This window comes from Pseudoalteromonas sp. PAR1, from assembly GCF_947311895.1.
GTDB lineage: Bacteria > Pseudomonadota > Gammaproteobacteria > Enterobacterales > Alteromonadaceae > Pseudoalteromonas > Pseudoalteromonas lipolytica_C.
The window spans coordinates 85053-101548 of record NZ_CAMZMY010000004.1 but is presented as its reverse complement, the minus strand read 5'-3'; the positions used below and the strand labels follow the sequence as shown (position 1 = coordinate 101548).

Sequence of the window (16496 nt, the reverse complement as noted above, 5' to 3'; positions counted from 1 at the left end):
GTTTTTTTGTTTTTACATTGGTTTACAGCGCTTCCTGTGTTTGACCGCAAATAACTAGACATTCTTTTGTATTAACTTTACTTTCATTTTGTTAACAATAACTAAAAAGTAAAATTATTATGATTAAAAAAGCGCTTGCTTGTGCAATTGTGGTTGCACTGACGGGGTGTAGTGAATCTACCCCAACAAAAACAGAACAAACTATAAAAACTGCAGAGGTTAAAGCTGCTGTGAATTATCCAGAAACGAAAAAAGGCAATGTTGTTGATGAGTACTTCGGCCAGAAGGTAGCCGATCCGTATCGTTGGCTAGAAGACGACATGAGCGAAGAAACGGCGCAGTGGGTAAAAGCCGAAAATGACGTTACCTTTTCTTATCTTAAAAATATTCCTTATCGCGATGAGCTTAAAACCACACTTGAAAAGCTGATGAACTATGAAAAAGTCACAGCGCCATTTAAAGAGGGTGAGTACACTTACTTTTATAAAAACGATGGCTTGCAAAATCAGTATGTGGTTTACCGTAAAAAAGGTGACTCTGAAGCTGAAGTGTTTTTAGATCCAAATACTTTCAGCGCCGATGGCACAACCTCAATGTCGGGCTTAACTTTTACTGAAGATGGAAGTTTAGCTGCTTATCAAATTTCTGAAGGTGGTAGTGACTGGCGTAAAATTATCGTTATTGATACAGCGACTAAACAGCCTATTGAAGAGGCATTAGTCGATGTTAAGTTTAGCGGTATTTCGTGGTTTGGTAACGATGGCTTTTATTATTCAAGCTACGATAAGCCAAAAGGGAGTGAGCTGTCGGCAAAAACAGATCAACATAAGGTCTATTATCACAAGTTAGGCACAGCACAGGCTGACGACCAATTAGTCTATGGTGGTACAGAAGCACAGAAACATCGTTATATTGGCGCTGAGGTAACGCGTGATAATCGATACCTAATAATTGCTGCAAGTACTTCAACATCAGGTAATAAACTGTTTATCAAAGATTTAACTAAGCCTGACAGCAAGTTAGTAACCATTCTAGATAACACAGATTCAGATACATCAATTATCGATAATGACGGCTCGAAACTGTATTTAGTGACTAACTTAAATGCGCCAAACATGCGTGTAGTGACAGTTGATGCCGCTGATCCAAGCCCAGAGAATTGGCAAGATTTAATTCCTGAAACTGACCATGTACTTAGTATTTCAAAAGGCGGTGATTATTTCTTTGCTAAGTATATGGTTGATGCGATTTCGCAAGTAAAACAGTACGATAAGTCAGGTAAACTAGTGCGTGACATTAGTTTACCGGGTGTGGGCACCGCATATGGCTTTAGCGGTAAGCACGACGCTGAAACGCTTTATTATTCATTTACCAATTACACCACACCAGGCAACATCTATTCATTTAATGTTGATTCTGGCCAGTCTGATGTATATCGCAAGTCGGGCGCTCAATTTAATAGCGAACAATACACATCTGAACAAGTGTTCTACACATCTAAAGATGGCACTAAAGTTCCGATGATTATTTCATACAAAAAAGGCACTGAGCTTAACGGTAAAAACCCAACAATTTTATATGGCTATGGTGGCTTTAATGTAAGTTTAACACCAAGCTATAGCCCTACAATTGCGGCATGGCTTGAGCACGGTGGTGTATATGCTGTTGCTAATATTCGTGGTGGTGGCGAATACGGTAAAGAATGGCATGTAAATGGTACACAGCTTAAGAAACAAAATGTATTTGATGACTTTATTGCTGCGGCTGAGTACTTAAACGAAAAACAATACAGCTCACCTGATTACCTAGCGGTACGTGGTGGCTCAAATGGTGGCTTATTAGTTGGTGCGGTTATGACACAGCGCCCTGAGCTATTTAAAGTTGCGCTTCCTGCTGTAGGTGTTTTAGATATGCTGCGTTACCACACCTTTACAGCGGGTGCTGGTTGGGCGTATGACTACGGTACGAGTGAACAAAGTAAAGAAATGTTCGAGTACTTAAAAGGCTATTCACCAGTTCACAATGTAAAAGAGGGTGTTAGCTACCCAGCAACCTTAGTAACAACAGGGGATCATGATGACCGTGTTGTGCCTGCGCATTCATTTAAGTTTGCTGCTGAGCTACAAGAAAAAGGTGCGAAACAAAATCCGTATCTAATTCGTATTGAAACAAATGCAGGTCATGGTGCAGGAACACCAACCAGTAAAATTATTGATCAATACGCTGATATTTATGGCTTTACCTTATACAACATGGGTGTTAAATCGCTATAAGATAATATTTACTCAACTAAAATAAAAACGCCGAGCTTAAGCTCGGCGTTTTTATAGCAATTGCTATAAATCTATACCCAGTGCGAAAATCATTTTGTAATCTTCTTTTTCGGGGACTACACCATTTTCATCGGCTATCGGGTCAGATAGATAATCCCAGACTAATGAAATATCAAAATCAATGTCATCAGTAACGTCTATTTCAAAGCTTGCCATTGCATACTGTGAATCGCCACCAGTGTCTTCACTGGCCGTCAAATATCGATAGTTAAAACTAAAATCGATATTTTTGGTTACTTCCAGTTCGTAATTAGTGCCAACAAAATAAGACATTGAAGAATTTGATTTATCTTCACCATTTGCAACAGTATCAAACTCTGTTTTTTGATAAGCAGGACCTGTTGAAAAGTCCCACTCAATTTTGTCGGTATCCATTACGTAATAACCTACACCGGCACCTACAGTGTATTTATTGGCAATGTTTTGAAATGGGTCACGATAGTATTCAAAGAAAATAGGGCGAAAATACATTTTTTGCGTATAAAACCAGTCGAAGGTTCCATTTGCTCGTATGTTATTTTTAGTGACTTGCTCATCGCTGGTGGTGCGATACCCTAAAAATTCAGCTAAAAAGCGACTCGACGCTGTTCTGCGTTTGATATCAGCTCTGGCTGAATATTCAGTTTGATCAGTATTACCTCGAGATAGGTCGGCGCCCAATGATATTTTTACTGTCCAAGCACTAAGCTCACTATCAATTGACGGAGCGATAGAGACTAAATCACGATAACGATACTTAGCAGGAGCATCACCTACTTTTACATAACCACCCGATATATTTAGTGTGCCGCTGAGTTCTTCACCATCATTAAAACGAACTGTGTGATGACGTTCAGAAATAATCATGTAGATATCTTCGCGGTCGATCATCAGGGTATCGAGTACGTCGCTATCGAATTCGAGCTCCTTATCGTACATTGAAACGAGCTCACCTTTGAGCCATTCACCAGAGTTAAGTCGGATCCAATCAAAATGAGTGGCATCTTTTATGATTATGCCGCGTTCTTCAAGTAGTGGATCAGGAAGTGATTCTGCTGCATAGCCTGTAAATGGGCTAGCAACTAATAAACCAAGAAGCAGGTATTTTTTGAGCATTATTTCAATCCATGTTTAATAAAACCAGCCCACGTTACTATAGGCTCAAATTGAGCAGGAATACCTACAAAGCTCTGACAGGATGTACAAAGTTCATCAAAGTATTCGTGTCTCAAGCTGCCCATAAGGTAAGCAGATTGGCTAAAATCCATAAAGAATTAGTAGGTTATTTGCTAAAATAACCTACTTAATTTTAGAACATAATATTTAGCTGTTCAAAAAATAGTTAGGCTGATGGTAAAAATAATCGTTGATAGGTTTTATATGCATACTCGTCACTCATACCTGATAAGTAATCACAGATCACCCGCATTGCATTACCGTTATTGTTGTGTGCGTTTAACCACATCTCTTGAGTTGTTTCTGGTAATAAACGCATCGGGTCGCTAGCAAAAGCGCTAAATAATTCTATAAGCAGGTTTTGCCCTTTAAATTCAACCTGTTGCATTTTAGGTTCACGAATTAAACGCTTGAATACAAATTGTTTGAGCACATTGAGTATTTTTGAAAACTCATCAGGCAGGCTAACGGTATATTGTAAAATCTCTGATTCGAATTCGTTATTTTGTACCTCTAAAGAGGCGTGGATAATAAATGTATTTACTAACTCACCAATGGCGTCTTTGCGTTCATATTCATGATGTGAGAAAAGCCTTGCGGTAATTGCACTTAAATGAGTTGTTAGCCAAGGTGAATTGAGTTCTTGTAACTGAATAAGAGCATGGTTTTGCCAATCAGCAAACGTTAATACTTCAGTGGCAATCGCATCTTCTAGGTCATGAACTGCATAGGCAATATCATCTGCCAATTCCATTATTGCAGAGTCAATAGACTTATAATGAGTTTTAGACCTAAACTCATCCACCTTGTAGTGGCTAGTCAATAATGCTTTGTCGTTTTGTGATAGCGGCGCAATAATCCAATTAAAAACATCGTTATCATCTTTGTAAAGCCCTTTAGCCGGTCGCCAGTGATCGGCTTTTATGAAACTTCGCGTATCAGATAATGGTGGGATGGTATGCCATACATCATCAATAAACGCAGGGTACTTGATAAATCCCAACAAAGTCCGGCGCGTTAGGTTCATACCATAACCGTTGCTGTAGGGTTCAAGTTTAGAAACAATGCGTAAAGTTTGCGCATTGCCTTCAAATCCACCATGCTCGCGCATCATGTAGTTTAAAGCTATTTCACCACCATGACCAAAAGGTGGATGGCCAATGTCGTGAGCAAGACATAAGGTTTCGAGTAAGCTGCCACTCGGGAAGTGTTCAAATTCAGGGTGCTGTTTTTTTAAATGGCGCAGCAAACCACTGCCGATTTGTGCAACTTCAAGAGAGTGGGTTAGGCGAGTGCGGTAAAAGTCGTTTAGGCCAATACCCATAATTTGAGTCTTTGCTTGTAAACGTCTGAAAGCAGCGGCATGGATTATACGAGAGCGGTCAACTTGCCATGGTGAGCGGTTGTCATTGGGACGATATTTTTGTTGATCTATAATTCGTGCTTGCCAAGGTTGGCACATAATAAAAAAGCCTATGGTTTCGCGACTGAGTTAATGAAAGTATACGCAACCGCTTGAAAATTGCGAGTATATTGAATGTATTATGAGACTTTTTAAATACGATTGAGGTGAAAAAAATAGCACCGAATTCGCCAAAGATTGGCTTGTTTGATATACTCCGCCTTTGTATGTGTGTGATGTTACCGCACATGAGTAGTAGTTTACTTGAGAGAATACATGCTTAAATACGTTTTTCAAATTTTACTAGCTGCCTTTTTTACTTGGGCACTGTTGTCACCTTTTATAGATAATGAAAGTGATGTTGACGTATCTTCACAAGACCTTGCAGCTAGCAAGGGCAGCCAGAAAACTATAAAAAAAGAGAAGCCATTACATAATGTTAAACTCCCTGATTTTGCTGCGTTCAGTGATGTAAAAGAGAAGAAACATGCATTTTTTGATTTTATACGCCCGCATGTTGAGGCTGAAAATAAGAAAATTTTGCAGCAAAGAGCAACATTAGAAATAGCTCGCATGATGCTGGAATATAATGAGCCTTTAACAGTTAAACAAAAATCAGATATAAAGAAAATCCTTACCAGTTATAAACTGCCGACGACGATTGATGTACTGTCACTATCTCAGGCATTACGCCGTGTTGATATTATTCCAAAAGAACTTGCTTTGATGCAGGCTGCAAATGAATCGGCTTGGGGAACATCGCGATTTGCGCGAATTGGCCTTAACTTTTTTGGTCAGTGGTGCTACAAAAAAGGTTGCGGTATGGTACCACGCCGTCGTGCTGATGAAGCTGCTCATGAAGTAACGGCTTTTAAGTCTGTAAGAGCTGCTGTAAGCTCTTACTTTAAAAACATTAATACTCATGCGGCATACAAAGATTTACGTTCAATCCGAGCAGATTTACGCCGTCAACAAAAGCCTATTGAAGCCACAGTTTTAACGCAGGGCTTGTTATCTTATTCTGAGCGACGAGAAGCTTACATTGAAGAGTTAAACACAATGATAAATCAAAACAGAGCATATTTTGATGAATAAAGTTATGTCATGTTTCAAGGCGGTAGTGTTAGCCGCTACCTTAGGTGCTTCTGTAGGAACAGCAACCGCAGGTGAGTTTGTTGTTGCATACGATGGCTTTTATGACCGCCTTAAAGTGGTTAACAAAGGTGACTTTCAGTACGCGCAAGTAAATTTTTATTTATCTGACATTGCTACAAATGATGTATGCAAAATTAAGTCAGGGAAAATAATAACAGAACAACAAGAATTTGATCTTACCTATACAGATCAAGCCCAGTTGTTGCTACCGTTTGATAAACAACTCGATACAGATAAGGCTGTAATTGTCGTACAACCTGAGAATCCTCAGCATGATTGCCAATTAAAGCTACAAATTGAAGCAACCAACCTGAGTGACTTTGCACTGACAAAAGCAAACCTTTATGAGTTAAATGAAGAGTTTGATGAATTGCTATCTGATTTATCAGGATTCTTCGTCAGTAAATTAATGTGGTTTTTGTTGCCAGAGCAACAGGGAGTTGTGCTTAAATTTGCGGATGAAAATGTGGCAATATCAGAGGCAGATAATTGCAAGCAAAGTCGTTGTGCAATAATGGTGACTGATGATTGGCAAGACAATCAAACAAAACTGCAAACAAGTGCTCGGTTGATCAGCGCAACCCCATGGATTGTTAAATAACTGCATCAACAACACGCCTTGTGCGTATGTAAACTGTGCCATATGAGGGAGCTTTTTATGCTCCCTCAATTATTTTAGCCTGTTTTTATATTTAATTAACCCTTTCATCAACAAGTATTGTTCTAATACTATCTTCTCTATTTTTATTTTCTTTACTACTCTTATTTTATTGGTTTTAAGTTAGGTAAAATAAAAGTAATGAGTCAATAAAAGACAGCTTCAACTAATTTAGTTAGTCTTCTTACAATAAAAGATCTTAAGATGTGAAATTTAATTATTATTTATTAATTACTTATGTTCTTGTCTATTTAAAGTTGGTAATTTTTTTCTAATTTAAAATTAACCAAAAATTATTACATATACTCCTTGGTGTTATTAGTAAAAAATAACTAAAGTAAATATTTTTAAGAGTTTTCTATATCGATAAATAATAGATGTAGATCAATAAATAATGCTGCAACTGGCATAAAGTAAAAATATACAGTTCTTAATGAAGGTACGTAAATATTTACTAAAAAGGAGTTGCCATGCAGACAGTAAACGTCGAATCAGTATTAATTAAGCCTACAAAAGTAAGTAAGCCTACAAAAGTAAGTAAGGGAAAAACTAAACAGGATGTTGTATTTGACTTAAATGTAAAGAACCCAAATTTAAAATGGAATGCTGATGGCCTATATCCATACAAGCGTAAAATGGATGTTGTTGAGTATGAGCGCCATAAACATGAACTTCAAATTGAGCTATTAAAAATGCAAGGTTGGGTGAAAGAGACTAACCAACAAATTGTTATTTTATTTGAAGGCCGTGACGCAGCAGGAAAGGGTGGAACAATAAAGCGCTTTATGGAGCACTTAAATCCGCGTGGGGCGCATGTTGTAGCACTTGAAAAACCCACTACCCGTGAACGTGATCAATGGTATTTTCAACGTTATATCAATCATCTACCTGCAAAGGGAGAAATAATTCTGTTTGACCGTTCTTGGTATAATCGCGCTGGCGTAGAGAAGGTCATGGGGTTTTGTGAAGACCAAGAATACCTCGAATTTATGCGGCAAACACCTCAGCTTGAACGCATGTTAGTTAACAGTGGTATTAAATTATTTAAATATTGGTTTTCTGTGAGTAGAGAAGAGCAATTTAGACGCTTTAAATCACGCCAAAACGATCCTCTAAAGCAATGGAAACTGAGCCCGGTTGATATGGCATCATTAGCTAAATGGCATGACTACAGTGCAGCAAAAGACGCCATGATGTTTCATACCCATACTAAAGACGCACCGTGGACTCAAATTCGTTCTGATGACAAAAAACGTGGTCGTATTAACTGCATGCGTCACTTTTTAAGTTGTTTAGATTATCCAGGCAAAGACCATGAAATTGTTGATCAAGTTGACCCATTAATTGTTGGTGAACCAACAAAAATGTCTCAACGTTAAGATTAGGAGAGTGAAATGGAAATTACAGATCCAATGTATGACGAGCGCCTAGCAAAGTTAGAGAAGAGCCTCGCTAAAAGTAAAAAAGAAGTACAAAGAACCGCTGCGATTGCAAAAGAGGCCGCTGAACAAGCCCAAGCAGCCGTTGATAAAGCAAACGAAGCTGAAAGTCTTGCTAAGAATGCTCAAAAACGTCTTAAAGCAGCTAAAAAGCAACTAAAAGAGGCCATAGTGCTAAAGATAGCGCAAAAGAAAGCATCAAAAAAATCTGCCATTAAACGCGCTAAACGTATGGCTAAAAACAAAAAGGCGAAAACAGCAAACGCTTAGTTATAAGTTAAAACTGAATCGTAGCCATTGTTATATGTTGTGGTTTATGAACAGCTGACTAGGTGGAAGGAATAATATCAGTTGGCAGTCATGCTTAATCATTTAAGAGATTAAAGCTTTTTAACAGCTTTAAAAATTACTTATTTATGACTGTATGGATGTAGTAATTAGCGCAATGTTGAGGCAATTTTCGAGAACAAGTAGATAACGAAGTTTGTGTCTTGTTATCAGCCAGTTTATTGCATCAAAGTAGACGGTTTAATTAAGCGAATTGGTATAAAAAAGAGAGTTATCTCGATTGCTAAGGCTCATAGAGCCTTAGCAATCGAGATAACTCTCTTATTTTTTAGAAGATTAGCGAGTTCTAACGAATTACACTAATTTTGCTAAAATATCGTTAAATGTTGTGCTTGGGCGCATTGCTTTGAATGCAAGCTCATCATTTGGTTGGAAATAACCACCCACATCCATTGCTGAACCTTGTGCATCGTTCAACTCAGTGATGATTTGCTCTTTTTGAGCTTCTAAATCAGTAGCGATTTGCGTGAATTGCGCTTTTAATTCCGCGTCATCATTTTGTGCAGCAAGTTCTTGTGCCCAGAATAATGAAAGGAAGAAGTGCGAACCACGGTTATCAATCTCTTTCACTTTACGTGAAGGTGATTTGTTTTCAGCTAAGAAAGTACCTGTAGCTTTGTCTAGTGTATCAGCAAGTACTTGAGCTTTCTTGTTACCCGTATTAACCGCTAGATGCTCTAAAGAAGCTGCAAGCGCCAAGAACTCACCTAAAGAATCCCAACGTAAGTGGTTTTCTTTTTCGAATTGTTGAACGTGCTTAGGCGCTGAACCACCTGCACCTGTTTCGAATAAACCACCACCATTCATAAGTGGTACGATTGAAAGCATTTTAGCACTTGTACCAAGCTCAAGAATCGGGAATAAGTCAGTTAGGTAGTCACGTAAAACGTTACCAGTTACTGAAATTGTGTCTTTACCTTCTTTGATGCGCTCTAATGAGAATTTAGTCGCTTCAATCGGTGCTAAAATATGGATCTCAAGACCATCAGTATCATGTTGTGGCAGATACGCGTTTACTTTTTTGATTAATTCAGCATCGTGTGCACGGTTTTCGTCTAACCAGAAAACTGCCGGTGTGTTAGTTGCGCGAGCGCGGTTAACAGCAAGTTTAACCCAATCTTGAATTGGTGCATCTTTTACCTGACACATACGCCAGATATCGCCTTGCTCAACAGCATGCTCAAGTAATGTTGTGCCAGCTGTGTCTACTACACGGATTTTACCAGCTGCTGTAACTTCAAACGTTTTGTCGTGTGAACCGTACTCTTCAGCTTTTTGCGCCATAAGACCAACGTTAGGTACGCTACCCATTGTTGTTGGATCGAATGCACCGTTTTCTTTACAGAAATCGATAGTTGCTTGGTAAACACCTGAGTAACAACGATCTGGAATTACAAAGCTTGTGTCTTGTAATTTGCCTTCGCTGTTCCACATTTGACCGCTAGAACGAATTGCAGCAGGCATTGATGCATCGATGATTACATCGCTTGGAACGTGAAGGTTTGTGATACCACGGTCAGAATCAACCATAGCAATAGCAGGGTTGTTGTCGTATACAGCTTGGATATCAGCTTCGATTTCAGCTTTTTTAGCTGCGTCTAGGCTTTCGATTTTTGAGAATACATCGCCAAAGCCGTTGTTTACGTCAACATCTAGTTCTTTGAAAAGATCAGCGTGTTTTGTAAATACGTCTTTGAAGAATACTTTTACAGCATGACCGAAGATGATTGGATCAGACACTTTCATCATGGTTGCTTTCATATGTAACGAGAACAACACGCCTTTGTCTTTCGCAGCTTGAATTTCTTTAGCAAGGAAAGCTTGAAGTTTAGCGGCACTCATACAAGAAGCATCAATAACTTCGCCAGCTAATAGTGGCGTGCTTGCTTTAAGAACCGTAATATCGCCGTTTTCAGCAACATGTTCGATACGCACGTCAGTTGCTTCAGCTACCGTTACTGATTGCTCAGAACCGAAGAAGTCACCTTCTTCCATGCTTGCAACGTAAGATTGAGAATCTTTGCTCCACGCACCCATTGAGTGTGGATTGTTGCGAGCGTATTCTTTAACTGAACTAGGTGCACGACGGTCAGAGTTACCTTCACGAAGAACCGGGTTTACAGCAGAACCTTTGATTTTGTCGTAAGTTGCTTTGATTTTCTTTTCTTCATCAGTTTTTGGCTCTGATGGATAATCAGGTAAAGCGTAGCCTTTAGCTTGCAACTCTTTGATTACAGCACGTAACTGAGGAATAGACGCACTGATGTTTGGTAGTTTGATAATGTTAGCTTCAGGTGTTTTAGCCATATCACCTAATTCAGCAAGTGCATCATCAATTCGTTGTTCTTCAGTTAAATACTCAGGGAAGTTGGCAATTACACGGCCCGCTAATGAAATATCACGAGTTTCAACTTCAACACCTGCAGCGTTTGTGTACGCTTGGATGATTGGTAACAATGAATACGTAGCAAGAGCTGGCGCTTCATCTGTTTTAGTATAGATAATTTTTGATGTCATCATCATTCCTAGATAGTTGGCGTAATGTTTGATTGTAACTGCGCTAACAGTAACCCTTAATTAGCCATATTCAACAATGCAATTATACTGCTATGGTATATCAAGTCTTAAATATAAGTATTTCGATATAACGACAGCAAGCAGTCTGTTAGCTGTTGCAACTTAATACAGAGTATCAAAATAACCACAGCTGACAGACTGTAATACCAATTTGCAAAATAGATCTTTTAATTGTGCAAAAAGGCATAAAATTCTTATAGCTCAAATAAGCTAGCTTTGAAATTAGCCAAAAGCCTTACGTCAAAATGACGAAAAAGCTAAATTTAAGCAACAAGAGTGTAACAAGCTTGGCTCTAAAGGGCTAATAACAATTAAACTATTGGGGTAAAGAAATGGAATTTCAAGTTGAAAATAAAAATCAGTGGGAGATAGGGAAGTAAGCGAGGATCTTAACAAGGTCGCTCGCTTGGTACTCGAATAGGTTCACCTAAGAGATCTCATCGTTAGGCGCAATATTCGTTGCGTGTAACCCTTTAGGACCTTGTTGCAATTCGAATGTTACATCTTGACCAGCTTTAAGTGTTTTATAACCGTCCATTACAATCGTTGAGTAATGAGCGAATATATCAGTCTCGCTGCCGTCTTCTACGATAAAACCAAAACCTTTGGCATTGTTGAACCATTTGACTTTTCCACAAGCCATACTTCTACATCCTTCTATAAGTTGACTAATTTAGTTATTCTAAACCGTGTAATTTGCTAGACTGACTAATGATTAATCAATCTATCTTTGACTGTAGTTTATTTGGCCAATCAGTCAAGTGTTTTGGGCTATTTTTTAACAATTTATTTATTTTTTTATTCAAGTTTGCTTGAGTTCTAAAGACAAGACTATATTTATTATGAGTGGTATGAAAGATTCTGGTGTTATTGATACAGTTCGCGATAGTGAAAAGCAAAAATTGCAGCCGCCGCGAAAATATAAAGTCATTTTAAACAATGATGATTACACGCCTATGGACTTTGTGATAGAAGTACTTATGACGTTTTTTAATATGGATAGCGATAGAGCAACAGATGTGATGCTTCAAGTTCATCATAACGGTAAAGCAATATGCGGTGTTTACAGTGCCGATGTAGCCCATACCAAAGCTGAGCAAGTTAATCGTTACGCACGAGATAACGAGCATCCACTGCTTTGTAGTTGTGAGCAGGAATAAATACCAAGGTAGGGTGAACCGATTAACCCGTCACAACGGTATATAAAATATTATCTCAGTAAGGGGTTGCCAATGCTAAACAAAGACTTAGAACTAACTCTGAATGCGGCGTTTCGCGAAGCGAGAACGCGTCGGCATGAATTTATGACCGTCGAGCATCTTTTACTTGCGCTGCTCGATAACCCTTCTGCTGGAGAAGCGCTAAACGCCTGTGGTGTTGATATGGGCGCATTAAAAGTTGAATTATCAGAATTCATTGATGAAACCACGCCTGTGATTCCTGATCTTGAAGAAGACAGAGAAACACAGCCAACATTAGGTTTTCAGCGAGTATTACAGCGCGCTGTATTTCATGTGCAATCATCAGGCAAAAATGAAGTTACTGGCGTGAATGTGCTGGTTGCTATTTTTTCTGAGCAAGAAAGCCAAGCGGTTTATTTACTGAAAAAAGCCGACATTAACCGTTTGGATATTGTGAATTTCATTTCGCATGGTATTTCTAAAACTGATGACGATCTTGGTGGTGAAGACCATGATGATATCCATGAAGAAGTGCAAGAAGTGCAGGGTGAAGAGCCAACAAAACTCGAAAACTTTACAACGAACCTTAACCAACAAGCTATCGACGGGAACATCGACCCATTGGTAGGCCGCGATAACGAAGTTGAAAGAACGGTTCAGGTATTATGCCGTCGTAAGAAAAATAACCCACTACTGGTTGGTGAAGCTGGGGTTGGTAAAACAGCGATTGCCGAAGGCCTTGCTTATCGCATTGTCAATAAAGAAGTGCCAGAAGTTATCGCTGACGCGGTGGTTTATTCACTTGATATGGGGGCGTTGCTTGCCGGTACTAAATACCGAGGTGATTTTGAAAAACGTTTCAAATCACTATTGAAAGAGCTACAAGCAAAGCCTGGCTCAATTTTATTCATTGATGAAATCCACACTATCATTGGTGCAGGTGCTGCATCGGGTGGGGTAATGGATGCATCAAACCTGATTAAACCGCTGCTTTCAAGCGGTAAGCTTCGCTGTATGGGTTCTACAACCTATAACGAGTTTAAAAATATCTTTGAAAAAGACCGTGCTTTAGTACGTCGTTTTCAAAAGATTGATGTGCTTGAACCAAGCGTGGCTGATACCACAAAAATTCTTAACGGCTTAAAAGAACGTTACGAAGAGCATCATGGTATTCGTTACACGCAAAAAGCGCTTAAAGCGGCTGCTGAGTTAAGTGCAAAGTACATTAATGAGCGTCATTTACCTGATAAGGCAATTGATGTCATCGATGAAGCTGGTGCAAATCAACGTTTGCAACCAGCATCAAAACGTAAAAAAACCATTGGTGTGGCAGATATTGAGCTGATTGTATCTAAAATGGCTCGTATTCCGCAGCAAAGTGTTTCGTCAAGTGATAAAGAAACGCTGAAAAATCTTGATCGCAACTTAAAGATGCTGGTGTTTGGTCAAGACCAATCTATCGATGCACTGACATCTGCTATTCGCCTATCTCGTTCTGGTCTTGCCAATGAAGATAAACCGATTGGCTCGTTCTTGTTTGCTGGCCCAACAGGGGTTGGTAAAACAGAGGTTACTAAGCAGCTTGCTAAGTGCATGGGCGTTGAGTTTATACGGTTTGATATGTCTGAGTATGTTGAGCGTCATGCGGTGAGCCGTTTGATTGGTGCGCCTCCTGGCTATGTAGGTTTTGAACAAGGCGGCCTACTGACAGAAGCAGTGATTAAAAACCCGCATGCGGTTGTGCTTTTGGATGAAATTGAGAAAGCTCATTCCGATATTTACAACATTCTACTGCAGGTTATGGATCATGGCACATTAACCGATAACAATGGCCGTAAAGCAGACTTCAGAAATGTTGTACTGGTTATGACAACCAATGCTGGTGTGCAAGAGACTGTTCGTAAATCAATCGGGTTTACTGAGCAAGATCATTCTCATGATGCGATGAGTGAAATTAACAAGGTATTTTCGCCTGAGTTTAGAAACCGTTTAGATAATATCATTTGGTTTAACCACCTTGAGAAAGAGGTTATCTTGCAAGTGGTTGATAAATTCATTGTTGAATTACAAGCGCAACTTGATAAGAAGTCAGTTAATCTTGAGCTTACCTCTAAAGCTAGAGAGTGGTTGGCAGATAAAGGCTACGATAAGGCAATGGGGGCACGTCCGATGGCACGTGTTATCCAAGATGAGCTTAAAAAGCCACTGGCAAATGCAATCTTATTTGGTGAATTAGCCGATGGTGGTTCGGTTAAGGTCTCGGTGAAGGATAAAAAGATTCACTTTGACTTTGAGACTAGCCTAGAAACAGCTTAAGTTGATTCTTAGCTGAAAACAAAAAGCCCAGCAATTGCTGGGCTTTTTGTTTATTAAATGGAATTAAAACTAAGTTAGTTTTAACACCATTTAACAAACGCTTTTAGCTCTTTGTAATAAACACACCTGCTCACTCAAAGCAGCAAAAAGCTAAATTTCTCGTTATCGCACTAACTTAGCGAGCACGGAATACGATGCGACCTTTCGATAAATCGTAAGGAGTCATTTCTACGGTTACTTTGTCGCCAGTTAAAATGCGGATGTAGTTTTTGCGCATTTTACCAGAGATATGAGCCACAACTACGTGACCGTTTTCTAGCTCAACTCGGAACATTGTATTTGGTAAAGTATCAAGGACCGTACCTTGCATTTCGATTACGTCTTCTTTCGCCATGTTTAGCGTAACACCTCTTTAATAGTTAAACGCTGCAGATTTTGCCGAAAATACGGCAATAAGTAAAGCTACAGGGCTCAAATTTGTCAATTAAATCGCCAACCACTGATCGCCAATATGCTTTTGTGCCGGCAAAAATTGAGTTTTATATTTCATTTTGTTGCATTCATCGATTTGATAACCCAAATAGACAAATTCTTTTGCTTGTTGTTTTGCAAACTCAATTTGTTCCATGATCATAATACTGCCGATACTGTATTGTTCATAATCTGGGTCAAAAAAAGTATAAATAGCTGAAAGTGAATTCTTCATACAATCGGTAACCGCGACTGCGACTAACCGATCCTCATCACGCAACTCAATAAAAGTCACAGGAAGCCATTTGCAAAATAAAAAGCTCGCGTATTGATTTTGCTCGGGAGGATACATAGAGCCATCTTGGTGTCTTTGCGTGATGTACTTACTGTACAGTGGGTAATACTCAGCACGTTCATGATCACTATAGCTAACAGTAAAGCGCTTTTTGGCTTTATTCATTTTACGCTTTTGCGATTTTGAAGGAGTAAATTGCTGTGCAAGCACCCGCACTGAGTTACAAGCATTACAACTTGGGCAGTGGGGACGATAAATCTGATCACCACTTCGCCTAAACCCTAAAGCAAGTAGTTCCTCAAACCTATCAGGGCCATAACAACTTGGATCAAGAATAACCAATAGTTGTTCTTGGCGATTTGGTAAATAACTACAATCAAATTGTTGGCTTAAACCTAGTCTTGCGGGTAAATGCTCAGTCATAAATATCAATCAACTCTTGCGGTTGCCACATACTTGCTGTGGGGATGTAGCTATGGGCTAATTTAAGTCTAGTTAAAAATTCTCTACGTGGAATAACTTTTGCGCCTAAAGTGATCAAATAGGGGTTTTCTAATTGACAATCGATAAAATGGGCGTGGTGTTTTTTTAGCCAGTTAACTAATGCCCACATCGCAAGTTTAGAACCATTGCTGATGGTATGAAACATGGATTCACCACAAAATATACCGTTTTGCATGATGCCATACAAACCAGCAACTAGTTCGTTTTCTTGCCATATTTCTACACTGTGAGCAATATTTTGATGATGTGCTTCGATATAAGCATGCATCATTTGCTCAGTGATCCAGGTACCTTCAGCGTCGAGTCGTTGCTCACGGCAAGCATTGATAACGTGCGAAAAAGCGTGATTAACAGTGACTCGAACCGGAGCACGTTTTAAGTGCTTTTTTAAACTACGACTGACATGAAATTCATTTAACTCAATAATACCGCGCATGCTAGGTGACCACCACATAATTGGTTCGTAATCACTAAACCATGGGAAAATACCATTTTTATAAGCATGTTTAATGCGGTTAACTGATAAATCACCACCAATAGCTAATAAACCATCAGGCTCATCGAGGGCATATTCAGGATTTGGGAAATCTACACTCTCGGGTGAGAGCTGATAAAGTTGCTTGATCATATCAGCATTATCGTTGTTATTTATTATGATTCTA

Annotated in this window: 14 protein-coding genes; 7 read left to right on the top strand and 7 right to left on the bottom strand. The window is 39.1% G+C overall.

Annotated elements, in window-relative coordinates:
• Positions 1-119 precede the first annotated feature (119 nt).
• Positions 120-2273, top strand: a complete 2154-nt coding sequence (locus tag QL229_RS04425; protein ID WP_138557157.1) for a prolyl oligopeptidase family serine peptidase — start codon at positions 120-122, stop codon at positions 2271-2273.
• 63 nt (positions 2274-2336) lie between these two features.
• On the opposite strand, the gene QL229_RS04420 is transcribed toward QL229_RS04425, so the two are convergent.
• Both QL229_RS04420 and QL229_RS04415 read right to left on the bottom strand, forming a co-directional pair.
• Positions 2337-3428: a DUF481 domain-containing protein gene (locus QL229_RS04420; RefSeq protein WP_281546503.1), complete on the bottom strand. Its 1092-nt coding sequence runs from the start codon at positions 3426-3428 to the stop codon at positions 2337-2339.
• A gap of 226 nt (positions 3429-3654) precedes the next feature.
• On the bottom strand, positions 3655-4950 hold the full coding sequence (locus QL229_RS04415; RefSeq protein ID WP_135925001.1) for an anti-phage deoxyguanosine triphosphatase: 1296 nt from the start codon (positions 4948-4950) through the stop codon (positions 3655-3657).
• A 216-nt stretch (positions 4951-5166) separates the two neighbouring features.
• Here QL229_RS04415 and QL229_RS04410 point away from each other — a divergent pair, with 216 nt between their 5' ends.
• From QL229_RS04410 to QL229_RS04395, 4 genes are all read left to right on the top strand, one after another.
• Positions 5167-5985 carry a glucosaminidase domain-containing protein gene (locus tag QL229_RS04410; protein ID WP_138558904.1) on the top strand — a complete coding sequence of 273 codons (819 nt, stop codon included), beginning with the start codon at positions 5167-5169 and terminating at the stop codon, positions 5983-5985.
• Positions 5978-6646 carry a DUF2987 domain-containing protein gene (locus QL229_RS04405; protein WP_138558903.1) on the top strand — a complete coding sequence of 223 codons (669 nt, stop codon included), beginning with the start codon at positions 5978-5980 and terminating at the stop codon, positions 6644-6646. Before QL229_RS04410 ends, QL229_RS04405 begins: the two co-directional genes overlap by 8 nt.
• 527 nt (positions 6647-7173) lie before the next feature.
• Positions 7174-8082: a polyphosphate kinase 2 gene (ppk2, locus tag QL229_RS04400; protein ID WP_138558902.1), complete on the top strand. Its 909-nt coding sequence runs from the start codon at positions 7174-7176 to the stop codon at positions 8080-8082.
• A gap of 15 nt (positions 8083-8097) precedes the next feature.
• Positions 8098-8412 (top strand): hypothetical protein, encoded by a 315-nt coding sequence (locus QL229_RS04395; RefSeq protein WP_135924994.1) that lies wholly within the window; start codon positions 8098-8100, stop codon positions 8410-8412.
• A gap of 372 nt (positions 8413-8784) precedes the next feature.
• On the opposite strand, the gene QL229_RS04390 is transcribed toward QL229_RS04395, so the two are convergent.
• A complete protein-coding gene (locus QL229_RS04390) occupies positions 8785-11007 on the bottom strand; it encodes an NADP-dependent isocitrate dehydrogenase (RefSeq protein WP_138558901.1) in 2223 nt (740 codons plus the stop codon).
• Positions 11008-11494: 487 nt separating this feature from the next.
• Positions 11495-11710, bottom strand: coding sequence for a cold shock domain-containing protein CspD (gene cspD / locus QL229_RS04385; RefSeq protein WP_036968098.1), 216 nt, complete (start codon positions 11708-11710; stop codon positions 11495-11497).
• Between the two features lie 208 nt (positions 11711-11918).
• Between cspD and clpS the strand changes: the two genes are divergently transcribed.
• Both clpS and clpA read left to right on the top strand, forming a co-directional pair.
• Positions 11919-12227, top strand: a complete 309-nt coding sequence (clpS, locus tag QL229_RS04380) for an ATP-dependent Clp protease adapter ClpS (RefSeq protein WP_171040478.1) — start codon at positions 11919-11921, stop codon at positions 12225-12227.
• A gap of 72 nt (positions 12228-12299) precedes the next feature.
• Positions 12300-14564, top strand: coding sequence for an ATP-dependent Clp protease ATP-binding subunit ClpA (gene clpA, locus QL229_RS04375; protein WP_135924985.1), 2265 nt, complete (start codon positions 12300-12302; stop codon positions 14562-14564).
• Positions 14565-14739: 175 nt separating this feature from the next.
• Here clpA and infA read toward each other — a convergent pair whose 3' ends face one another.
• The 3 genes from infA to aat form a co-directional block, all read right to left on the bottom strand.
• Complete coding sequence (gene infA, locus QL229_RS04370) at positions 14740-14958, bottom strand: translation initiation factor IF-1 (RefSeq protein ID WP_002962494.1); 219 nt, start codon at positions 14956-14958, stop codon at positions 14740-14742.
• Positions 14959-15048: 90 nt separating this feature from the next.
• Entirely contained in the window at positions 15049-15753 is a 705-nt protein-coding gene (locus QL229_RS04365; protein WP_135924983.1) for an arginyltransferase, read from the bottom strand.
• Entirely contained in the window at positions 15746-16462 is a 717-nt protein-coding gene (gene aat / locus QL229_RS04360) for a leucyl/phenylalanyl-tRNA--protein transferase (RefSeq protein WP_135924981.1), read from the bottom strand. Before aat ends, QL229_RS04365 begins: the two co-directional genes overlap by 8 nt.
• Positions 16463-16496: the final 34 nt, after the last annotated feature.